General features: G+C 63.0%; 18 protein-coding genes. 11 read left to right on the top strand and 7 right to left on the bottom strand.

Annotated elements, in window-relative coordinates; translation table 11 throughout:
- Positions 1–153 precede the first annotated feature (153 nt).
- Positions 154–354 carry a hypothetical protein gene (locus PSAL_RS09080; protein WP_119837578.1) on the bottom strand — a complete coding sequence of 67 codons (201 nt, stop codon included), beginning with the start codon at positions 352–354 and terminating at the stop codon, positions 154–156.
- 753 nt (positions 355–1,107) lie between these two features.
- Between PSAL_RS09080 and PSAL_RS09075 the strand changes: the two genes are divergently transcribed.
- The 3 genes from PSAL_RS09075 to PSAL_RS09065 are packed head-to-tail and all read left to right on the top strand — an operon-like array spanning position 1,108 to position 4,699.
- Positions 1,108–1,890, top strand: coding sequence for an FAD binding domain-containing protein (locus PSAL_RS09075; RefSeq protein ID WP_196222668.1), 783 nt, complete (start codon positions 1,108–1,110; stop codon positions 1,888–1,890).
- Complete coding sequence (locus PSAL_RS09070; protein ID WP_119837580.1) at positions 1,887–2,393, top strand: (2Fe-2S)-binding protein; 507 nt, start codon at positions 1,887–1,889, stop codon at positions 2,391–2,393. Before PSAL_RS09075 ends, PSAL_RS09070 begins: the two co-directional genes overlap by 4 nt.
- Positions 2,390–4,699, top strand: a complete 2,310-nt coding sequence (locus PSAL_RS09065; RefSeq protein ID WP_119837581.1) for a xanthine dehydrogenase family protein molybdopterin-binding subunit — start codon at positions 2,390–2,392, stop codon at positions 4,697–4,699. Before PSAL_RS09070 ends, PSAL_RS09065 begins: the two co-directional genes overlap by 4 nt.
- Positions 4,700–4,776: 77 nt before the next feature.
- Here PSAL_RS09065 and PSAL_RS09060 read toward each other — a convergent pair whose 3' ends face one another.
- From PSAL_RS09060 to PSAL_RS09050, 3 genes are all read right to left on the bottom strand, one after another.
- Positions 4,777–6,726, bottom strand: coding sequence for a TRAP transporter permease (locus PSAL_RS09060; RefSeq protein WP_119837582.1), 1,950 nt, complete (start codon positions 6,724–6,726; stop codon positions 4,777–4,779).
- Between the two features lie 68 nt (positions 6,727–6,794).
- Positions 6,795–7,790 (bottom strand): TAXI family TRAP transporter solute-binding subunit, encoded by a 996-nt coding sequence (locus tag PSAL_RS09055; RefSeq protein ID WP_119837583.1) that lies wholly within the window; start codon positions 7,788–7,790, stop codon positions 6,795–6,797.
- Positions 7,791–7,853: 63 nt separating this feature from the next.
- On the bottom strand, positions 7,854–8,693 hold the full coding sequence (locus PSAL_RS09050) for a TauD/TfdA dioxygenase family protein (RefSeq protein WP_119837609.1): 840 nt from the start codon (positions 8,691–8,693) through the stop codon (positions 7,854–7,856).
- A gap of 280 nt (positions 8,694–8,973) precedes the next feature.
- Here PSAL_RS09050 and PSAL_RS09045 point away from each other — a divergent pair, with 280 nt between their 5' ends.
- Complete coding sequence (locus PSAL_RS09045; RefSeq protein WP_196222669.1) at positions 8,974–10,614, top strand: GMC family oxidoreductase; 1,641 nt, start codon at positions 8,974–8,976, stop codon at positions 10,612–10,614.
- Between the two features lie 91 nt (positions 10,615–10,705).
- Here PSAL_RS09045 and PSAL_RS09040 read toward each other — a convergent pair whose 3' ends face one another.
- From PSAL_RS09040 to PSAL_RS09030, 3 genes are all read right to left on the bottom strand, one after another.
- On the bottom strand, positions 10,706–10,987 hold the full coding sequence (locus PSAL_RS09040; protein ID WP_119837585.1) for a hypothetical protein: 282 nt from the start codon (positions 10,985–10,987) through the stop codon (positions 10,706–10,708).
- A 151-nt stretch (positions 10,988–11,138) separates the two neighbouring features.
- On the bottom strand, positions 11,139–11,351 hold the full coding sequence (locus tag PSAL_RS09035) for a hypothetical protein (RefSeq protein WP_119837586.1): 213 nt from the start codon (positions 11,349–11,351) through the stop codon (positions 11,139–11,141).
- Positions 11,352–12,249: 898 nt separating this feature from the next.
- Positions 12,250–13,260, bottom strand: a complete 1,011-nt coding sequence (locus PSAL_RS09030) for an isopenicillin N synthase family dioxygenase (protein WP_119837587.1) — start codon at positions 13,258–13,260, stop codon at positions 12,250–12,252.
- Between the two features lie 62 nt (positions 13,261–13,322).
- On the opposite strand from PSAL_RS09030, the gene PSAL_RS09025 reads away from it, so the two are divergent.
- The 7 genes from PSAL_RS09025 (at position 13,323) to PSAL_RS08995 (ending at position 21,047) form a co-directional block, all read left to right on the top strand.
- Positions 13,323–14,168 carry an alpha/beta hydrolase gene (locus tag PSAL_RS09025; protein WP_119837588.1) on the top strand — a complete coding sequence of 282 codons (846 nt, stop codon included), beginning with the start codon at positions 13,323–13,325 and terminating at the stop codon, positions 14,166–14,168.
- Between the two features lie 78 nt (positions 14,169–14,246).
- Complete coding sequence (locus PSAL_RS09020) at positions 14,247–14,939, top strand: GntR family transcriptional regulator (protein ID WP_119837589.1); 693 nt, start codon at positions 14,247–14,249, stop codon at positions 14,937–14,939.
- A 230-nt stretch (positions 14,940–15,169) separates the two neighbouring features.
- Entirely contained in the window at positions 15,170–16,156 is a 987-nt protein-coding gene (locus PSAL_RS09015; RefSeq protein ID WP_196941837.1) for an isopenicillin N synthase family dioxygenase, read from the top strand.
- A 1-nt stretch (position 16,157) separates the two neighbouring features.
- A complete protein-coding gene (locus PSAL_RS09010) occupies positions 16,158–17,240 on the top strand; it encodes a CapA family protein (protein ID WP_119837591.1) in 1,083 nt (360 codons plus the stop codon).
- Between the two features lie 91 nt (positions 17,241–17,331).
- Entirely contained in the window at positions 17,332–18,336 is a 1,005-nt protein-coding gene (locus PSAL_RS09005; protein WP_119837592.1) for a sugar ABC transporter substrate-binding protein, read from the top strand.
- 67 nt (positions 18,337–18,403) lie between these two features.
- The gene (locus PSAL_RS09000) at positions 18,404–19,942 is read left to right on the top strand and encodes a sugar ABC transporter ATP-binding protein (RefSeq protein ID WP_196222670.1); all 1,539 of its coding nucleotides are present in this window, start codon (positions 18,404–18,406) and stop codon (positions 19,940–19,942) included.
- A gap of 73 nt (positions 19,943–20,015) precedes the next feature.
- On the top strand, positions 20,016–21,047 hold the full coding sequence (locus tag PSAL_RS08995; protein WP_119837594.1) for an ABC transporter permease: 1,032 nt from the start codon (positions 20,016–20,018) through the stop codon (positions 21,045–21,047).
- Positions 21,048–21,248 lie beyond the last annotated feature (201 nt).

The following is a 21,248-nucleotide window of genomic DNA, read 5'->3' as shown; positions in this document are numbered from 1 at the left end:
GCTCGAATTGGAGAGGTATGCGCGTCTGGTCGCCCTCTGGGCGCGGCGCGCGGATCAACGGATTCATGGCTTCAGGTTATTCCCGTTGCCGTCTGGCCGTCGGGATCGGAAAACACCGCGCGCCTGGCGACGCGCGCTGCCTTCCGAGCGCAGTCAATGCTTGCGAGCGAGGGCGCCTACAAAGACGAAGAACAGGGCAAGTGGGATCAGGAATTCCAGGCCCGTACCGCTGCGGGCGGGCGCGGCGGCGGGTGGGCCTGGCGGTGCCAGCGCGGGACTTTGCTGAGCATTCAACGAGATCGGAGCGAGGAGCATGGCAATGGCCACCACGATTGCTAGGTACCTACGAAACATGGTGATTTTCCTTTTTATCTGAACACTGCCGGCTGGTTTGGTTGCGGAGCGTATTCGGCAAATTGTTTATCTTCTTCGGCGTGAACCCGTTTTGACGGGGCTCTAGAGGAGGGAAGGTGAACGCATCCTTGTTTCTCTGATGTTGAGTTTTCCGGGCGGCTGGTCTCGCCATCCTGCTGGGGGAATGCAGGGTTTCCCCGGTGCGCGATATTGGCCGGAGGGCTTGTTTTGAGCGGCATAAACCAAAGGCATATGCGCCTGCACCGACGGTGGTGCGACATGAACCGGCCTTTGATGCGCCCAGACACCTTCTGCTCTGACCGGCCGCCGTCACCCGGAAGGTCATCAAAGACCGCGTGCTCACCGGCCTGCGCGACAGTCTGCTTCTGGGGTGGATTGCAACGTTTGCGGCAGTGGAATTTGACAGGTACCTGCCTCTCTACAAGGCACCCGGCCGTGCTGGCCGCGATTGCGGAGCGGCCGAGGTCTGCGGACGAACAGCTCATCCATTGCCCGGCAGGTGCATGCAAAGCATGCTGCCGAAAGCGGGCATTCCGGGAGCGCATGAAGCGGCACTTGCGCGTGTCGGGTGAATGGGTGCCAGGCAAGGTGCAGAGCTGCCCCACCATTGCAGCGCACTCCCATTGAAATAAGTTGAACGCGGAATGCATCCATGGTTGCATGGTCAATAGAGAATTAACTGTTCATTATTGATCGGATTCTGAAATGTTTCATCCGCCCGACGCCCGGCAAGTGAGCAGAACGCCCGCCGATCTTTCCCCTGTGCCGCTCTATCGCCCGACGACCGTCGACGAAGCGGTCGCGGCGCTGCAGGAGAGCGGCGCCGCGGTCTATGCGGGGGGGACTGACTTCTTTGCCGCAGTGCGTCAGGGCCTCGCGCCGCAGGCCCTTGTCTGGATTGCCGGGATCGCCGAGATGAAGGGCGCTTCGGTCGCGGATGACGTGCTTCGCATCGGGGCGCTGAGCACCCATGACGAAAGCGTGGAAGCTCCGGAACTGGATGCGGTGCCCGGGCTCGCCCGCGCCTGGGCCAGTATCGCGACGGTGCGTATTCGCAATCAGGCCACGCTTGGTGGCAACCTGATGGCGCGTCGTGAACGCTATGAGCTTTCGATCCTGTTGACGGCCGTGGGCGCCACGGCCCGCATGGCGGGTCCGGAGGGATACCGGGACATGCCGGTGCAGGATTTGTGGCAGGCGGATCTGACGTCCACGCCATTGCTGGTCTCGGTTGGGGTGCCGCTTCGGGGTGCGCCGAAGCTGGATTATGAACGCTCGATGCGCCCGACCTTCACGCAGGCGCTTTGTCGGCGCGGGGAGAGCCTTCGCCTTGTCATGGCGACCGAGTGGCTGCAGCCCTGGTTCACCGATGCGGCCCTTGGAACGGAACCGGCCGAGATGCTTGCAGACCTGCCCGAGGATTTCAGCGACCCGGCCGTCGGCCGGGAGCATCTTGTCCGTGCCGGCGGGGCCTTCCTGAAACGACAGACCGCACGACTGGAGGCAATCGCATGAGCCTGGTTTCCCAAGACGGCAATCTGAAGGTCAGCTTCACCCTGAACGGACGTGCCACAACGGTCCAGACGACCTCGACAAGGGTGGTTTCGGATCTGCTGCGCGACGACATGAACATGAAGGGCACGCGGGTCTCGTGTGGTCGCACCGTTTGCGGCGCCTGCAGCGTACTGGTGGATGGTTTTCCCCGCGCGGCCTGTTCGACCTTCACCTTCGAGCTTGAAGGGCGCGATGTGCAGACCATCGAAGGTGTCGAAGGCAGCGATGGCTCGCTTGATCCGGTGCAGACGGCATTTGCCCGAAAAAGCGCGTTTCAATGCGGCTTTTGTACCAGCGGCATGATCCTGTTGGCGAAATCTCTGCTGGCGGCGCACCCGGACCCCGACCGCGAGACGATCATTGCCTGGATCAGTTCGAACATCTGCCGGTGCACGGGGTACGAATTGATCATCGAGGCGGTTCAGGACGCGGCGAAGGCGATCAAGGCGGAGGCAGGCGCATGAGCGAACAGAAACCGCTGCGGGTTGTCGGTCAACCCATCGAGCGCGCGGATGCCCATGCCAAGGTGACCGGGCGCGCGCGCTACACGGTGGACCTGGCCAAACCGGGCATGCTGCACGCCAAGGTCCTGCGCTCGCCACATGCGCATGCGCGGGTCGTGTCGATCGACACGACGAGGGCCGACACGATGCCGGGCGTGCGCGCAGTCGCCACCGGGCCCAAACTGGCCGAATGGGTCGCGATGCCGGTCTATGGTTACTTCATCAAGGATCAGCCGATCCTGGCAATGGACCGCGTGCGCTACGAGGGCGACATGGTGGCCGCCGTCGCTGCCGATACCGAAGCGCAGGCGAATGATGCCCTGGCGGCAATCCGCGTGGTCTACGAAGAGCTTCCGGCTCTGCCCGGCATCGACGCAGCCCTTGACGAAGAGGCACCGGAACTGTTCCCGGAGCCGCCCCGTGGCGTCGTGCCGCCCTATGGCGAGGGCGCAAGCGCCAAGCTTTGGCCGCGCAAGAATGTCTGCTACGCCTTCCGATACACGACCGGCGAGGCGGATGTCTTTGACGGCTGCGATCATGTCTTCGAGGATGAGTTCCGCTTTTCCAGGATGCATCACATGCACCTCGAGCCGTTTGTCTGTCTTGCCGAATGGCTTGAGGGTGACGAGATCGAGGTGGCCACGAGCTGTCAGAACCCTTTCCCCCTGCGCAAGGAGATCGCGCGGATCTTCCGCGTCCCCGAGAACCGGATCTCGGTCAAGGTGCCCTTCGTCGGCGGGGGCTTCGGGGCCAAGAACAATTGCAAGACCGAACCTCTGGCGCTGGTCCTGTCGAAGATGACCGGACGGCCGGTCCGGTTCTGCATGACGATGGAAGAGGCCTTCCTGACCAATACCCAGCACGCGGCGGTGCTGAAGCTGAAGACCGGCGTGATGGCGGATGGGACGCTGGTCGCACGGCAAAGCCATATCCTGCTGGACAGCGGCGCCTATAGCGACGCAAGCCCGCTGGTGGCCGAAAAGGCGGGATACAGGATCACGGGACCTTATCGGTACAAGCATGTGGACTCGGTGTGTGAATGCGTCCTGACGACGACGACACCTTCTGGCCCCTATCGTGGCTTCGGCGGGACGCAGGCGACCTGGGCCAGCGAAAGCCAGATCGACATGATCGCGCGCCGGTTGGGGATCGACCCGATGGAGATGCGGCTGAAGAACCTCGTCGCCCTGCACGAACCCTGGATGCCCGGAGAAAGCGGTGTCGACAGTGACATGGCCGAAGGCCTGGCGCTGGTGGCAGAGGCAATCGGCTACGGCGCGCACAAGAAGGCCGAACCGGGCTGGACGCGCGGGCATGGGCTGGCCATCGGGTTCAAGGATGGCGGTGGCGTCAACAAGCCGGCGCAGGCACGGGTGAAGGTCTCGACCGGGGGCGACATCCACCTGATGTGCGGCACCGTCGAGATCGGGCAGGGCGCCCGCACTGCGTTGTCGCAAGTGGTGGCCGAGATCCTTGGCGCCCCGCTGAAGCGCGTTGAATACCTGCCGCTCGACACGCGGTATACGCCCTTCGATCAGGGCACCAACGCCAGTTCGGCCATCACTGTGATGGGTCAGGCAGTGCAACGCGCCGCTGTGTCGGTGCGCGATCAGGTCCTGCAGATGGCAGCCGAACATCTGGGAACGGATGTGGCGGCGCTGGAGCTTGAGGACTGGACCATCCGTCATGGCAACGAGGCTCATCCGCTGGCTCCGATTATCATGCATGTCTACGGCGGCACCGGCTTTGAATTCACCGGCGACGGCTTTCACAAGCAGGCCAATGACCACCACGCCCCGCTGGAGACGAAATCGGTGTTCTGGGAAATCGGCTGGGCGGGCGTGGACCTGTCGGTCGACCGCGAGACCGGACAGGTCAAGATCCACGCGCTGGCCGTCAGCGGCGATGCAGGCCGGGCGATCCACAGGTTGATCTGCCGGGGCCAGGACGAAGGTGCCGCGCTGATGGGGCTGGGGCAGGCGATGTTCGAACAGATGATCTATGACGGCAGCCGTCTGATCAATGGCGAGGCGCTGATGTACCGGGTTCCCCTTGCCGAAGACCTGCCCGAGCAGTTCACCTCGATCCTTCAGGAACAGGAGCACGGTCCGGGTCCCTTCGGCGCAAAGGGGATGGGTGAGGGCACGATGCTGCCCGTGCCCCCCGCGATTGCCAATGCCATTCAGGATGCCGTCGGGGTGCGTATCACCGATCTTCCGCTGACGCCGGAGCGGGTGCTTGCCGCGATTATCGCCGCCGAAAGCTGACGCGAAACGACAGGATTGAATGCAGACCGCCCGCAGATTGCTCTGCGGGCGGTTTTTTCTTGTCGGGGCGACGCCGGTCAGGCTGCGGTAGGTTCTTCCTGCGCCCCGGTGCGCAGGACGAACGCCAGACCGACAAGGATAAGGGCCATGCAGACAAGGCTGATCGTGACACTTGGCAGAAAGGCACCGATGCCGACGGCGAGGAAGGCAAAGCGCATCGGCAGGCCGACCGCGCCGCGCGCGAAGCCGACCAGCGAGATCGAGACCGCGCCCAGCCCAAGCAGCGCCGAGGCGATGTTCAGGGCGATACCACCGAGAGGCCCCATAAGCAGAAGGCCCGGATCGAGGACAAACACGAAGGGAACGATATAGGCCACGATGGCCAGTTTCATCGCCTGCCATGCGGTGTCCATCGGATCGGAATTCGCGATTGTCGCCGCGACGAAGACCGCCACGCAGACCGGCGGCGTCAGGAACGACAGGGCGGCGAAGTAGAAGACGAACAGATGGGCCGACAGTTCAGGGATACCGGCCTGCGTCAGGGCCGGGGCCGCAAGCACCGCCAGGATCACATAGGAGGCGGTTACCGGCATCGACATGCCCAGCACGATCGAGCAGAGCGCGGTCAGCACCAGCATGATCATCAGGTTCCCACCGGCCAGCGCCAGAACCTGTTGCGATATCAACAGGCCGATGCCGGTCAGGTTGATGATGCCCAGGATCAGCCCCGCAATCGCGGCAACCAGCCCCAGTTCGACCATGGCGGTGCCGGAGGTGATCAGAGTGTCCTTGAACTTGCGCCAGGTCATTGGCTGCGGTCCGATGTAGGAAACAAGGATGACCACTGCCGTCGTGATCAGCGCCGACTTTGTCGGGGTCAGGTACAGCACGAACAGGCAATACAGCAGCGCCGCAAGGGGAACCAGATAGCTCCAGCCGCGCAGAAGGGTACCGAGCAGTTTCGGCAGTTCGGAGCGTTTGAGGCCGCGCAGGCCAAGGCGGCCCGCCTCCAGGTCCACCTGAAGGAACAGGGCAATGTAGTACAGCAGGGCGGGCACCAGCGCGGCGCGGACGATCTCGTGATAGGGAAGTTGCAGGAATTCGGCCATGACGAAGGCCGTGGCCCCCATGATGGGCGGCAGAAGAGACCCGCCGGTCGAGGCGACGGCTTCTACCGCACCAGCGGTCGCGGGGCGAAAGCCGTTGCGGATCATCATCGGGATGGTGATCGTGCCGGTGACCACCACATTGCCCGAGGCCGAACCCGAAAGCGACCCGAAGAGGCCGGAGGCAAAGACCGCAACCTTTGCCGGGCCGCCGCGGCGGTGCCCCATCAGGGACATGGAAATCTCTGTAAAGAAGTTGCCGCCGCCGGTCAGGAACAGCGCCCGGCCGAACAGCAGGAAGGCAAAGACCATGCCGAAGACGACCCCCGGCACCATTCCCAGCAGTGCCGAGGTGTCGGTGATCATGTAGTTGGACAGACGCGCCCAGGACGTCGCCCGCCCGCCCATGGGGCCGGGGATATGGTTCTTGAACAGGGCGTAAGCCATGAAGGCGGCCGTCAGCAGGACCAGCGACCAGCCGAAGGCGCGCCGGGTCAGTTCGAAGATCAGCGCCAGCGCGATGGAACAGACGATCGTGCGCTCCGTCAGGAGCAACCCGGCCGTGCGGACGATCTGGGGAAAGGTGACGCCAAGATAGGTCCCGACGGCCAGCCCGACCAGGGCCAGAGCAAGGTCGAGCCAGGTCTGGCCGGTCTTCGCGCGGCTTTTCGTCATTGGAAGCATCAGGAAGCCGCCAGCGAAGATCAAACCGTAAAGGACGGCGTAGAATTGTTCGCTGAACAGGAAGACGTTGATGTAGATGAAGACATCGAGCGTGTAGATCAGCGCGACAAGGGTAATGGCCAGCCCGACGACCGGCGTCAGGGTCTTGGCAATCCTGCCCGGCAGGGTGGTCGGCTCGATATCGGGAATGAACTCTTCATCTGGAACTTCAATCTGGGCGAGTTCTTTGTTGGTCATCTCAGCATCCGGTTCTTCGCAGGGACAGGGCCGTCCGGCAGAAGCACCGGACGGCGGGAATCATCGGATCATTCAGCCAGAAGGGCGTCTTGCTGGGCCTGCATGGCGTCGGTCCACACTCCGGCTTCCTTGAAATAGCGGACTGCACCGTCGTGGTAGGGGATGACGACATCGGCCGAGGCGAACTTGGCCTTGTCCCAGCCGCCGAGGCTCTTGTTGATGGCGCGGAAGCTGTCGTTCTTTTCGAACATCGCCTTGGTCACCGCATAGACGGTATCGTCCGACACCTTGGCAGAGGCGACGACGTAGGTGGCGAGGTAGGCCAGCGACATGGGCTCGCGGATGCCGGGAGGGCCTGCGGGGACTTCGCTGATCAGGGCGGGATAGACTTCGCGCATCTTGGCGAGCGCCTCTGGCGAGGTGTCGAGCCCAAGGAACCGCATGCCCACGGTCGAGTCGATTTCGCCCGTGATGCCGGAGCCGACGGAGGCGTAGAAGACATCAAGGCGCCCTTCGGCCACATCTTCGCGCAGCGAGGCATAAAGCGAGGCGCGCGGAACCGCCTGTACATCGTCCCAGCCATATCCGGCATTGGCGATTTCACCGAGCGCATAGTCACCGACGGCCGGTGAGCCTGAGAACTCTGCTGCCATGCGCAGGCCAGCCACGTCCGCGCGGCTTTCGACGGGGGAATCGTTGAGAACGAACAGGCCGACGTTGATGCCACCGCCGACGACGACGGCACGGATATCATGGGCGCTGTTGAAGGCGCCCTGGCCTTTGGAGCCCAGCCAGCCTTCGTAATGCGAGGTGACGCCAAGGTCGACTTCGCCGTAATCCATCATCGGCATCCAGACCCCGGCACCGGAAGCGGTCAGCACCTTTCCGGTCATTCCGGAATCTTCCGAGATGGTCGCGGCGACGGCCGCCCCGACGACATAATCGTTGGAGCCGGATTCACGCGCACCGATGATGACTTCGGTCTGGGCAAATGCGGACAGCGGCAGGATGGCGGCAAAAGCCGCGGCGCTGAGGCCGGGCAAGGCGTTGACGAGATGTTTCATGAGATTTCCCTGTTGTTGATCGGTCGATTTGGCTTTGTGCCTTTTGGGGTGCGAAGGGACCGCTTACGCGGCCGCTTCAGCCTTGGTATCGAGATCGGCACGGGGCCGGTCGGTGCCCTCGATCTGGACGCGGTAGCCGGAGCGTACATGCGGCCAGTAGTCGAAGATGGCGCGGTGATGAGCGCAGCGATTGTCCCAGAACGCGATGGAATGGGCCTGCCAGCGGAACCGGATCTGGAACTCCGGCAGGGCGCAATGTTCGAAAAGGAAGGCGAGAAGGTGCTTGCTCTCGACCTCGGACAGGCCGACCACGCGGGTGGTGAAGGCCACGTTGACGAACAGCAGCTTGCGGCCCGATTCCGGGTGGGTGACTACGATCGGGTGTTCCGAGGCCGGCGTGCCTTCGCCGAAGATCGGCGCGCCGTCGTGGATGGCGGTAAGCCCTTCCAGATAGGTCTTCATCCGGTCCGAAAGCGCGTCATAGGCGGCATACATGGAGGCGAACATCGTGTCGCCGCCGCTCATCGGGGGAATTGTGTGGATGTAAAGCATCGACGCCATGGGTGGAATGGCCGCGCAGCTTTGATCCGAATGCCAGACGTCGCCCGAAACCTTTTTGGAGGTTTCGTCGGCGTGAAAACGGCGCACAGCCGGATGATCGGTTGGTTTCGAAATCGTCTTCTTGCCGACATGCGTCCCAAGGGGGCCGAATAATTCGGCAATCCGCGCGTGATCGTCGAAAGAGATCTTCTGATCGCGGAAAAACAGAACCTGATAGTCAAGGAAGGCCTGCTTCAGTTCGGTCTCGCATTCCGGTAAAAGCGGTCTCGTCAGGTCGATGTCGAGGATCTCGGCCCCGAGCTTGGGCCCATAGGGCACGGCCGTAAATGTCTTGTAGTTCATCGGGTCCATCTCCATTTTCGTTCCTGCGGGCCGGGGCCATCGCGTGACCGGACGGGCCTTTGCGGAAAGGGCGGCAGGGCCTTGGGCAAGTGGTCGTGGCTCAAGATGTTGTTCACATACGAACGCATGGGCCATAATTGAATGCTCAGCATGACGGCGCTCTGTGTCAAGTTCATTGTTATTTTTGCTGTCGCACAGGTCGCCATGGCTTGACACATTCCCAAATGCGCCTTGAATGTGAACGCATTGTTCATTTGTGAAACAGAAAGCCGGGGTCGAATTGGGACGGAAACCGGAACTGGACCCGGCATCGGGCCAGATTCAGCATGATTATGTCGTGGTGGGTGGCGGTGCCGCGGGCTGTGTCCTGGCGAACCGACTAAGCGCTTCCGGGCGTCACAAGGTATTGTTGATAGAAGCGGGAAGCGACACGCGGGGCCCCTGGTTCGAATTGCCTGCGGGCATCTATTACCTGCTCAGCAATCCTAAATACCTCTGGCTTTACCGTGCGCTGGCGACCGAAGCTTACGGTGGGCGGGCAACGATGATGATGCAGGGTCGGGGCCTGGGAGGCGGCAGCGCGATCAACGGCATGTTGTACATGCGCGGTCAGCGCGAGGATTACGACCTTTGGGCCAGCCTCGGCTGCCCGGGCTGGGACTGGGCCGGCGTCTTGCCCTATTTCATCAGATCCGAATGCCTGGAAGCCGGCGGCAAGGACGAGGCGCATGGCCGGGACGGGCCGTTACGGCTGAGCTGGATCAAGGACCTGCACAGCCTGTCCTGGGATTTCCTGCAGGCCGCGCAGGATTTCGGATTGCCGTTCAATACGGACGTGAACAGCGGAGATCAGGAGGGCGTCGGCCACCTTCTGGCAACCATCTGGAAGGGGCGCCGCCAATCGAGCGCCAAGGCCTTTCTGCGCCCTGCCATGGGGCGATCCAATCTGCGGGTGATGACCGGCACCGAAGCATTGTCGCTGACCTTCGACGGGCGCCGTGTGACCGGGCTGCGGCTGCGCGACGCCGCAGGGCAGGACCACCTTGTGCACGCGGGGCGTGAGGTGATCTTGTCTGCCGGAGCATTGGGAAGTGCCGCGCTGCTTCAACGCTCGGGCATCGGGGCGCCGGAACACCTGACATCCCTCGGCATTGCGCCGGTCGTGGCCGCGCCGGAGGTGGGCGAGAATATCCAGGACCATCTCTTCGCGCATCTGAAATTTGCCACCAATCGCGCCAGGGACAGTCACAACCGGGTGTTGTCGAGCCTGCCGCGCATGGGCTTCGAGGCCGTTCGTTGGTTGCTGACGCGCAAGGGGGCGCTGAACATGCCCACCTCGCAGGTGACGGGATTCTTCAGGTCGTCGCCGGCTGCGGGGCGGGCCGATCTGCAATTGTCGATGCGCCCGCTGTCATTTCATCTGGCGCCGACAGGGCTGGCGATCGACGATTTTCCGGCGATCACGGTCTCGGCAATCCAGACACGGCCGTTCAGTCGAGGACGCTATCGCATCACCGGCCCGGAGGCCGTGAAAGGAGAGCTCGACATGGGGTATCTCAGCGACCCGCGGGACGCCGAGGTGCTGGCCCGGGGCGTGACGCGGATCCGCGAGATCATGGGCCAGCCCGCCATTGCAAGGCATATCCGCGAAGAAGTTGAGCCCGGCCCTGATGTCGCCACCCTGGACGCCTTGCAGCACTATCTGAGGGGCGCGGCCAGCACGGTCTATCACCCGGTGGGAACCTGCCGGATGGGAGGCGATGACGGCGCCGTTGTCGACCCGTCCCTGCGCGTGCGGGGTCTCGGGGGCCTGCGTGTCGCAGATTCGTCGATCATGCCAGTGATCCCGTCGGGCAATACCAATGCCCCCTCGATCATGATCGGAGAAAAAGGAGCAGATCTCATTCTTGCGGGCGTTTGACCGCTTCCATCTTCCGGCCAGTTCCCTAGCCAATGTAGTGTCGCTGTCGAAGTGGACTGACAGCAGGCGAGCCGCAGCCATCTTCGGGATCTTAATATTCGTCAAAATCCGGCACATTGCCAAGCCTTACAAGGAAGCTTGGCGCGCCAACTTCTCCGCTGCTCGGGTCCTCGCTGACCATGTAGGCGTCGGCACCCGCGCAGTCCTCGGACAAAGCTTCCCGTTCGGCTCTGTTCTGTGCCTCGGACGCCGTGGAATATTCAAACTGCTTGGCAATTTTCAGTTCCACCTGCCCGCCGCGACCGGTCTTTCTTTCAAGATACGTCTGGCAGATATAGTGAACTTTTTCTCTGCTTTGCTCTGAATCCGTCATGGATTTATCCTTGGAAGAAGCCGTGGCCGAGTGGGCAATTTGGGAATGACCTGCGGCGATTCTCGTGCGAGTAGACTGATTTTGGCAAATCCCGGTGCTACAAGCACGACAAAACCGTCGTTGGTTTTCCGCGCCTTGCAAGGACCTGGGGTCAACGAGGCTTGCGCGCGCCTTTGGTCGTGGTCTTTGGTGCTGTACTCGCTTCTCTTTCGAGACGAGCCTTGCGTAATCGCGAGGTTTTGGCGTTTCGTTTTTCCGCGTCTTCCTCGACCATCTTTTTGACAACCCGCGTCGTCTTTTCCATCGCGGTTTCCGGTTTGGAATCGTACGCTTTGAACAGGTTGTTTTTCGTGAGCGTCGCCATTCTTGGCTCTCCTTTATCGTCTTTGCACATTGCGGACAGGTGCATCTGCACGCGCCGCAATTCCACCGACACGCAGGGCCTGTGTAGAAATGTCACCACTGATGAGGTCGTGCGCGATGATATCGGCAACCTTCCCAAACATCAGATCCCGACAACAGGACGCGACGGCTGAATTTTCATGGTGGAGGATCGTGGCCCGTTTTGACAGACAGCTGCGCCTATGCCGCAGAGAGCCACAATTTTTGTAATTCTTACTTAGTCTCTTGGCGTCAGAAATACAATGCTGGTGACGCCGGCTCCACTTCTGAGATCACGCTGGCTCCGGGGGTGGTCACGCTTTCATCCCGCTCTGCGTGCCTCCAAATACCTTGGCAGGGGCCTCTGGCAAGCATGGCTCAGCCGTGCCCGCGACGAGATATGAGGAGGATCATAAAACGATCCTGGGAATCGTTGTCCCGTCGCTTGGATGCAATACCCGGAACTGCTCAGCGCGCGGCTCATGGCACGGAACGTCGCCCATAAGGTTGCGAAGCTCAAGGCCCGCATCGCCGTCTTGAACGGCTACACCGCGCTCGGCATGCCTTTCACGCAAGCTGTGGGGCCAGCCCGTCCGGGAAAAGGGGAGCCCCGGCCGTCACGCGCTGTGTGCAACAGTGCCGGGTGCCATGGCTAAACCAGATCTCACTGCAGTTGGCTTGCCATGGCCCGCTTGAAACAAGAGGCCAGTTGCAGGTCTGAAGCGCCGCCCATCCCTAAACATGTCTCGACGATCCGGGCTCGGGCGTGAGCCGGCTGAGATCCATCGCGCCCGGTCACACTTCAAATTGACCACAGGATGCAATCTGCACGAGGGTGACATGATCGGAACGCCGGCGTCATGGGCGGCGCAGGTCCGGGGTCAGGCGCGCTTGGGTCTGGCGGTCGCGATCGCGTCCTCTTTTTCGCTCATGTACGCGCCGGCGAGGATGCTGGGGTGAAGCGGGTCTGCACCTTTGGCGACAGTACCCGGAATGGCTGAGACTTCGGTGTCGAAATTGGGGTGCAGGAAATAGGCCAGCGATTGGCGCGGTCCGACATGGGCGACGGCTTCCGGCGGGTTGACCACCCGATGGGAGTTCGACTTCCAGCGCTGGTTGGTCCATCGCTGCATCATGTCGCCGATGTTGATGACGAAGGCGCCCGGCATGTAGGGCACCGATACCCATTCGCCGCTCAGGTCCTTCACCTCAAGCCCGCCGGGGGCGTTGCTGGGTGCAAGGATGGTCAGGGCGCCATAATCGGTATGCGCGCCCGCACGCAGCTGGCCCGGTTTCGGGGCCTCGAGCTGAGCGGGGTAGTAGATGGAACTGAGGATGCCGAAATGGCGGTCGATCTTGTCGTCGAAGAAGGTCTCCTCGACGTCCAGGGCGCGGGCAAACAGCTGCATCAAGCGCTGTCCAAGGGTCTCGACGGCGGTGTAATAGGCTTCGATCTTGGTGCGGAACGCATCCATTCCATCGGGGAAGCGGTTCGGTCGGTAGTATTTCGAGGCATCCCCCTCGTGGAAGTAGGGGGCCGACACATCCAGGCGCCCGGTCATGAAGTACTCGCGCAGATCGGGCGGGGCCTCGTTGCCTTCCTTCGCAGCCAGACCGGACAGGCCAAGGCCATGGTAGCCCTGTTGCTCGCCGGCCGGTGCCATCACCGCCTGCTTCGTTTCGCCGGGGCCTTCGAAGAATGTCCTGGAAACAGCAAAGACATCGTCGATCATCTCCTGCGGAATGCCGTGTCCGGTGATCAACAGAAAGCCGACCTCGCGATTGGTCTTGTCGACAAGACGCGCGACATCGTTCTTCTCGGCCTCGGTGCCGTTCAGGAAACTGTCGATGTCGACAGCCGGGATAATCTCCAGGGCTTTAGTGGTTTCCATTGTGCTCTCCTGCTGATTCGAATAAGTTGTTAACAATATTATTCACAAAAGGCAGGGAAGCAATGGAAACGTATCGTGGCATGGATCGGGACGCGTTGTCCGAAGCGTACAACAACCGCGCAGTGGTCCCGGACTGGGAAGCCATGATGGGGGACTGGCAGCAGCGCAGTGCTGCGCTGTATCAACGGCCCGGATGGCAGCGGGATCTGTCCTATGACCCGGGCAATCCGCGCCGCCGCTTCGATCTGTTCGCGGGCAGCCGTCCCGATCTGCCGACGCTGCTTTATCTGCACGGTGGTTACTGGCAGTGGAACGACAAGGAAGGGCAGGCCTTCGTGGCCGAGGGCCTCACGGCCGAGGGCTTCCCCGTCGCCATCGGCGAACACAGCCTGGCGCCGGAGATCACGATGACCGGACTTGCCGAGGAAATGCGCCTGCTGGTCCGCGGCGTGTCCCGGCAGGCGCGGGTCGCAGGGCGAAACCCCGGTGTGGTTCTGCTGGGCATGTCGTCGGGGTCGCACCTGCTGGCGCTGACGCTGTCCTTGCCCGAAGTCCTGGGCGCGTTGCTGATCAGCGGCGCCTACGACCTCGAGCCGGTGCGGATCTCTCCGCTCAACGATGCCATCGGCATGAGCTTCGAAGAAGCCCGCGCCCACTCGCCCCTGCATCAGCCGCAAGCCGTTTCAAAGCCGGTCGTGATCTCCTTCGGCGCAGATGAACGCCCGGAGATCTGTCGCCAAGGCGCTGATTTCCATGCCGCACTTGTCGCTCAGGGCTATCCAGCGCGGCTGGACCCCATTCCCGACACCAATCACTTCACGGTGCTGGAGACCCTCGCAGCGCAGAACGGGGCGCTCTGCCGGACGGCCACAGCGCTTGCGCTATCCCTTGCAGCCCGCGAGAATTGAACCGATAGAACCTTTAGGGCAGGGGGCTCTCTGCGCTCCCTCTCCTTTTCAAACTGAAATCAAGGATGTGAGGCAAAGGTGAGCGGTCTATCGGATCAGGAACGTCAGGTCTTCGACTATCTCGTGAATGCGATTGCCGAGCGCCGTCTTGCGCCGGGAATGCGGCTGGTCGAAGCCGATCTGGCACAGGAGTTCGATATCAGCCGGGGGCAGGTGCGCAAGATCCTGCTGGCTCTGGGCGAGACGCAGGGCGTGCGTCATGCGCCCAACCGGGGCGCCCAGGTGGCACGCCCCAGCCTGGAGGAGGCGCGCAATGTCATGACGACGCGCCTGCTGATCGAACCGCAGGTCGCGGCCTCTCTGTCCGAGCAGCCGGAACCGCAGCGCCGGGAGGCCGTCGAAAAGTTGCGGGCGCACATGGAGCTTGAAGCCTCGGCGCACAGCCGGCGCGCCCGCGGCGAAGAGATCCGGCTGTCCGGTCGCTTCCATGTCCTGCTGTGCGAGGCGCTCGGCAACCAGATCCTGGCGGAGTTCGTCGAACGTCTGGTGCTCCTGGCTTCGCTCGCGCTGGCGACCCATGCCCCCGAAATCGCCGATGATTGCGGTCTTGATGAGCATGTCGACCTTGTCGATGCGATCGAGCGGGGCGACCCGGCCGCAGCCCGCGACCAGATGCGCCGGCATCTGTCCCATGTCTCTACGGGCTACGAACGCTCGTCCGAGGACAAGAGCGGCGCCGGATCCGGGAAGTCGGGAACGATCAGCGCCTGACCTTGCGCTTGCGGTCCCGATTCGGCCGGACGCTCCAGGGTCCTTTCCTCTGATGCGTGTTTTCTGGGCGAAGTGATGAATTTTTAGTTAATTAAATTGTTAACGATATATTTAATAATCCAGATTGCCGCCATTCCCGACATTTCAGTGTCCCGACAGCAGGGCGCGTGCCACGGATTGCTCAACTCAGGGCCCACCCTGAAGGCCTGAAATGGGAGATCGCTATGCGCATGACATCTGTACCGGTAATCGACATCGCGCCGTTCCTGGGCGGCACGCCCGAAGGCAAGCGCGACGTGGCCGATCAGGTGCGCCGGGCCTGCGAGGAGATCGGGTTCTTCCTGATCAAGGGGCATGGCGTGGATCAGCAAATGATCGACGCGACCTATCAGTCGGCGGCAGACTTCTTTCAGTTGCCGCTCGAGGAGAAGCTGAAGATCCGCCAGCCCTCGACCGAGATCGCGCGCGGCTACACGCCTTTCAAGGGGGAAAACCTGTCCAGCGGCATGGGTGCTGCGGGTGGCGCCGACCTGAAGGAGATCCTCGATTTCGGCCCGATGACCGTCCCCCAGGACGATTATCACAAGGGCGGGGAGGCCGGGGGCTTCTTTCATGATAACATCTTCCCCGAGCGCCCCGAGACCTTCCGCGCCGACATGACCGCCTACTACAAACGGATGAACGCGTTGGCAGATGACCTGATGCGCATCTTCGCCAATGCGCTGGACCTGCCCGAAGATTTCTTTACCGACAAACTGGACCGCAACATCAGCGCCCTGCGTGTCATCTGCTACCCCGAACAGCACGAGACGCCGGAACCCGGCCAGTTGCGCGGCGGGGCGCATACGGATTACGGCACCCTGACGATCCTGATGTCGGACCGCTCTGCCGGCGGCCTTCAGGCGCGCCACCGCGACGGCTACTGGGTCGACGTGACGATCGAGCCGGGCACCTATGTCATCAACCTTGGTGACCTGATGCAGATCTGGACGAACGACCGCTGGGTCTCGACCCTGCACCGGGTCGTGAACCCGCCGGCCGAACTGGCCGAGACCTCGCGCCGCCATTCCGTCGTCTTCTTCCACCAGCCGAACTATGACGCCGTCATCACAGCGCTCCCGAACCGAGGGCAGGAGGACGCTACGCCGAACTACGCGCCCGTGACCTACAAGGATCACTGGACCGGCAAATGGAACGCTTCGCGCGGGAAGATGTAGGATGACGGTGCAATCCCCGATCAGCATCGTCCTGTGCGGCGACACCCTGCCCGTGCGCCCCGTGACCGGTCTGCCGGCCTCGGCGCAGGAGGTCTTTGCCATCGCGGCCGGGGCGGATCTGTCCATCGGCAACTTCGAGATACCGCTGACCGATCGCGGTCAGCCGGTCGAGAAACTGCTGAACATCCGCACCTCGCCGGATGTCGCGGACAGCACCCCGGCGCTTGGCCTGAAGGTCGTGACGATCGCGAACAACCACGCGGTGGATTACGGCCGCGAGGGGCTTGAGGATACCGAGCGCCTGTTGCGTCAGGCCGGTCTGGATGTGATCGGGGCCGGGACGGATCGTGCCAGAGCGGCACGGTTGACGGTCCACAGGGTGGGCGGTGTTCGCGTCGGCATCATCGCCTTTTCCACCCTCACGCCCACCGGGATGGCGGCCTCGGACCTGCGCGGCGGTATCTCGGGTCTGCATGTCGAGACGGGGTATGAAATCGACCCGTGGTATCAACAGGAAGAGCCAGGTGATCCATCGGTGGTGAAGATCCGTACCCGCATCCGGGCCGAGGATCTGACCTGGGCACAGGACCGCGTCCGTGCCGCCCGCGCCGATTGCGATGTGCTGATCGTCACCCTGCACTGGGGCTTCGGTTCGGGCGAGGATCTGGCCGAATACCAGCGCCCGCTGGCGGAGGCGATGATCGACGCGGGGGCGGACGTGATCCACGGCCATCACCCTCATGCGATCCATGCCATCGGTTTCCACGCAGGCAAGCCCATCCTCTTCAGCGCCGGAACCTACCTTGGTCAGCAGGTGCTGCTGCCGGCCTCGGATGCGGTCAGGACCCTCTGGGCAGGGATGTCGCCGGACGGCTTCGTCACCCGGCTTGACGTCGATCCAGTCACCCGACGGCTCGCGCAGATAGAAATCATCGCCACCACGCTTGACGCCGACCAGCTGCCAAGGCGCACCACCGCGCCCGAGGAAGCCGCGATCCTGTCCCGCATCGAACGCCTGTCCAGACCCCATGGCGCGCAGTTGAAACAGGACGCAGGCCGCGTCTTCGTCCTGCCGCTTGCCTGAATTCCCCCACCCGAAGGGGGCGTAGAAGCCGGATGTGAAAAGCCGGTGCAAATCCAAAGTCGCTTCACCCCAACACAAGAGGTTCCCACCTATGTCGATCCTGAACTCCTTCCTCAATCGCCGTGCCATCCTGCGCCGCGCCGGCGCGCTGGCGATTGCCGGTGCCGCACTTGCCAGCACCTCGCTTACCCCGGCGACCAGCCTGGCCGACGAGGCCCGCAAGATCGCCGTCAGCTTCCCCAATGCTTCCGTCATCGGGGCGGTCATCACCTCGCTCGACGCGGCCAAGGAAAAGGGCGCGGAAATGGGTTACTCGGTCTTCGTCGATGATCCGGGCACCGACCTCAACAAGCAGATCAACACCATCAAGACCTGGATCCAGCAGAAGGTCGACGTGATCGTCGTGAACGCGCTGCAGCCCGATGCCTTCGAATCCGTCGCCAAACAGGCCCGCGAGGCCGGCATCGTCTGGATCACCTACGGCCAGAAGATCGAGAACCAGGACGCGACCGTCGGCTACGCGCAATACCCCGATGGCCGCCAGCTTGGCGAATACGCCGGCCAATGGGTCACCGACACGCTTGACGGCAAGGCCAAGGTCATCATCCTCGGCTACGAAAAGGGCGTCTGGGGGCAGCAACGGGGTGCCGGCATCAAGGACGGTCTTCTCGACAAGGCGCCGAACGTCGAAATCGTGGCCGAGCAGGACGCGATCAGCCCGACCGACGGGCTGAACGTCACACGGTCGCTGTTGCAGGCACACCCGGACGCGAACGTCATCCTCGGGGTCGAGGATCCGGCCACCGAAGGCGCCTACAAGGCCTGGATCGCGGCGGGCAAGGATCCGGCGGATCCCACCGGCTTCATCGGCGGCATGGACGGCACGGTTCCGGCCCTGAAACTTCTGAAAAAGGGCGGCAACGTCTATCGCGCCTCCATGGCCATCCCGCTGGTCGAGGTCGGTTATGCCATCGTCACCACGGCGGATTCGATCCTCAACGGTGAAGAAACCGGCGATGTCATCGTGCCGCTGGAACTGGTGACCGAAATGTCGCCCAAGGCCGATGAATACCTGGCCCAGCAAGGCGCCGACTGAGCCAATATACCGCGCGGGGGGCCATCCGGCCCCCCGCTTCGCCGTCCCGACAACCGGAGCCCCGCCCATGCCCTTTGCCGTTCATGCCCTGCGCAAGTCCTATGCCGGAGTGGAAGTCCTCAAGGGCGTCGACCTCAAGGTCGCCGACGGAGAGATCCACGCCCTGCTCGGGGCGAACGGCGCGGGCAAGTCGACGCTGATCAAGTGCCTGTCCGGCGCGATTCAGCCCGATCCCGGCGGCGTCATGATCGTCGGCAAGGAGAAATTCACCGAATTGACCCCCCGCACGGCCCGCGATGCCGGTGTCGCGGTGATCTACCAGGATCCCGCGCTGGCCATGACGCTGGACGTCTCCGACAACATCTTTCTGGGCCGCGAAAAACGCTTTGGGCCCTTCCTGCGCAAGCAGGCACAGCGGCGTGAGACCGCCGAATGGTTCGAGCGCCTCGGCATCGACTTCAAGCCGACCGAGACGCTGTCCCGGCTGGGCAACGCCGAACACCAGACCATCGAGATCGTCCGTGCCCTCAGCATGGGCCCCAAGTTCCTGATCCTGGACGAGCCGACGGCGGCCCTGTCCGAACGCGAGGCCGAGATCCTCGGCCAGCGCCTGCTGGAGTTGAAGAAACAGAACCTGCCGATGCTCTACGTGACCCACCGCATGGCCGAGGTCTATGCCCTGGCGGATCGCGTCACGGTGCTGCGCGGCGGCAAGGTGGTGCTGTCCGGCCCGGTGAAGGATTTCGCACATCAGGAACTGGTCGATGCCATTGCCGGGCAGACCGTGACGCGCGGACGCGCGAAGCCCTCGACCGCGAAGGCAGAGCCTGCGCTGGAAGTCCGCGACCTTGTGGCGCCGGGCATCGGACCGATCAGCTTCGACGTGAACAAGGGCGAGGTTCTGGGTATCTTCGGCCTGGTCGGATCGGGCCGGACGGAACTGCTCGAAAGCCTGTTCGGCGCGCGGGCGCGCTTCGGCGGCAAGATCAGCCTCGATGGCACCGAATTGCGGCACAAGGATCCCGGCGGCGCGGTGGCGGCCGGGCTGGCGCTGGTTCCCTCGGACCGGCTGCGCAAAAGCGTGATCGGGTCGCTGTCTTCGGGCGACAACGCGCTTCTGCCAAGTTACCTGCAACTGTCCTTCTTCGGCGCCCGGCGGCGCAAGGCCGAAGGCAAGGCCTTCGATCAGGCGGTCGGCGCGCTGAACCTGCAACCGCATCGCAGCGATCTGGAGGCGCGGCGTTTTTCGGGTGGCAACCAGCAGAAGCTGGTGATCGCACGATGGCTGAACGACATGCGCAATTGTAAGCTGCTGATGCTGGATGAACCCACTCAGGGCGTCGATGTCGGTGCGCGCAGCGACATCTACAACGTGCTGCGGGCCAATGCCGCCAGCGGGGCCAGCCTGATCGTCACCTCCTCGGAGCCCGAAGAGCTGATGCAACTGGCAGACCGGATCATCGTGCTCTCGCACGGTGGAATCGTCACCACGCTGGCCCATGACGAGATCAGCGAAAGCCGCCTGTTGGCGCTGGCCCATGGCCTGGAACACAAGGCCGAAGCGGAAGACGAGCCCGCCCCCGAAATGCAGGCAAGCAGCCTCTGACACAGTTCGCGTTTGCGACCCATCTTAAATCAGGGCCGAGGCGCCCGACCCGACAGAGGCAGGAGACCCCCTCATGGCAACCCCCCCAAAGACGAGTACTCCGGCCAAAAAGCGTGGCTTGCCGGTCGAACTGGTGCTGAACAACATCCTGCTGCTCGCCCTGATCGTCCTGATCGCCTATTTCGCAGCGAACAGCAGCGCCTTTCTGACCGTGCCGAATTTCAAGGTTCTGCTGACCAACTACGCCGCCATCGGTGTCGTGGCCGCCGTTATGGCGCTTCTGATGATCGCAGGGCATGCAGATTTCTCGGTCGGTTCCAACATCGGCTTTTCCGGCATGATGACTGCGCTCGCGATGGCGGAATGGGGGGCGTCACCGATAAGCGGCGTGCTGGTGGGCATCCTGTCCGGTGCCTTCGTGGGCCTGATAAACGGCATCCTCTGTGCCTACCTGCGTTTCAGTGCGATCATCGTGACCCTTGGCATGCTGAGCGTCCTGCGTGGCGTCACGCTGCTGATCAAGCCGGTCGAGGTCGTGGGGCTGGGGGATGTTTTCTTCTACATCGGCAACGGGTCCTTCATGGGGCTGCCGATCCTGCTCTGGGTGGTGGGGGCTGTGTTCCTGTTGGCCTCCGTCTTCCTGTCCACGACGGTCTGGGGCCGCTACGTCCTGGCGATCGGGATCAACCAGCAAGCCGCGTTCCTTGCCGCCCTGCCGGTCCGTCCGTTGCTTTTGGGGCTGCACGTGGCAACCGGCGCCGCTGCGGGCCTTGCGGGAATGCTTCTGGCCAGCCGTCTTGATGGCGCGTCACCCGGATCGCTCGGCCTGCAGATGGAGCTTCAGGCCGTGACGATCGTCCTGCTGGGTGGAGTGGCCTTCGCTGGCGGCCGAGGGCGCATCTTCGGCGTGCTGACCGCCTGGGTGTTTCTTGCGGTGCTGGACAACGGTCTGACCCTGATGAACGTGCCGCCTTTCGTGCAGCTGGTCGCCAGCGGGATGGCCCTTGTCTTTGCAGCCAGCCTCGACGCCCTGGGCAACAATCTCGGGCCGAAACTTGAACAACGCCGCCGCGTGCAGGAACAGTTGCGCCAGTCCCAGGCGTAATGGGGCCAACCTCCGCAGGGAAAATTGCCGGGCCTCCGTCAGTCTCCGAACTGGGGGAGGGCCCGTGCCGTTCAGCGGTCCAGAATGCCCGTCAAATCATGTGGCCCCGGTTCAGCTGGAAGCCCTTTCCGACACCCGGCACAGGTGTTGCCCGACCATCGCGGGCAAGGCTTTCGGCCTTTCGCAGTGGCCGCGGTCGGG

Source organism: Pseudooceanicola algae, assembly GCF_003590145.2.
GTDB lineage: Bacteria > Pseudomonadota > Alphaproteobacteria > Rhodobacterales > Rhodobacteraceae > Pseudooceanicola > Pseudooceanicola algae.
This window is presented reverse-complemented; position numbering and strand designations above follow the sequence as displayed.

Coding starts and splice junctions, on each gene's coding strand:
- PSAL_RS09050 (WP_119837609.1), bottom strand. CDS start 8,693: ATGAACTACAAGACATTTACGGCCGTGCCCTATGGGCCCAAGCTCGGG.
- PSAL_RS08995 (WP_119837594.1), top strand. CDS start 20,016: ATGGCAACCCCCCCAAAGACGAGTACTCCGGCCAAAAAGCGTGGCTTG.
- PSAL_RS09070 (WP_119837580.1), top strand. CDS start 1,887: ATGAGCCTGGTTTCCCAAGACGGCAATCTGAAGGTCAGCTTCACCCTG.
- PSAL_RS09055 (WP_119837583.1), bottom strand. CDS start 7,790: ATGAAACATCTCGTCAACGCCTTGCCCGGCCTCAGCGCCGCGGCTTTT.
- PSAL_RS09000 (WP_196222670.1), top strand. CDS start 18,404: ATGCCCTTTGCCGTTCATGCCCTGCGCAAGTCCTATGCCGGAGTGGAA.
- PSAL_RS09065 (WP_119837581.1), top strand. CDS start 2,390: ATGAGCGAACAGAAACCGCTGCGGGTTGTCGGTCAACCCATCGAGCGC.
- PSAL_RS09035 (WP_119837586.1), bottom strand. CDS start 11,351: ATGGCGACGCTCACGAAAAACAACCTGTTCAAAGCGTACGATTCCAAA.
- PSAL_RS09005 (WP_119837592.1), top strand. CDS start 17,332: ATGTCGATCCTGAACTCCTTCCTCAATCGCCGTGCCATCCTGCGCCGC.
- PSAL_RS09030 (WP_119837587.1), bottom strand. CDS start 13,260: ATGGAAACCACTAAAGCCCTGGAGATTATCCCGGCTGTCGACATCGAC.
- PSAL_RS09025 (WP_119837588.1), top strand. CDS start 13,323: ATGGAAACGTATCGTGGCATGGATCGGGACGCGTTGTCCGAAGCGTAC.
- PSAL_RS09010 (WP_119837591.1), top strand. CDS start 16,158: ATGACGGTGCAATCCCCGATCAGCATCGTCCTGTGCGGCGACACCCTG.
- PSAL_RS09040 (WP_119837585.1), bottom strand. CDS start 10,987: ATGACGGATTCAGAGCAAAGCAGAGAAAAAGTTCACTATATCTGCCAG.
- PSAL_RS09060 (WP_119837582.1), bottom strand. CDS start 6,726: ATGACCAACAAAGAACTCGCCCAGATTGAAGTTCCAGATGAAGAGTTC.
- PSAL_RS09015 (WP_196941837.1), top strand. CDS start 15,170: ATGACATCTGTACCGGTAATCGACATCGCGCCGTTCCTGGGCGGCACG.
- PSAL_RS09080 (WP_119837578.1), bottom strand. CDS start 354: ATGTTTCGTAGGTACCTAGCAATCGTGGTGGCCATTGCCATGCTCCTC.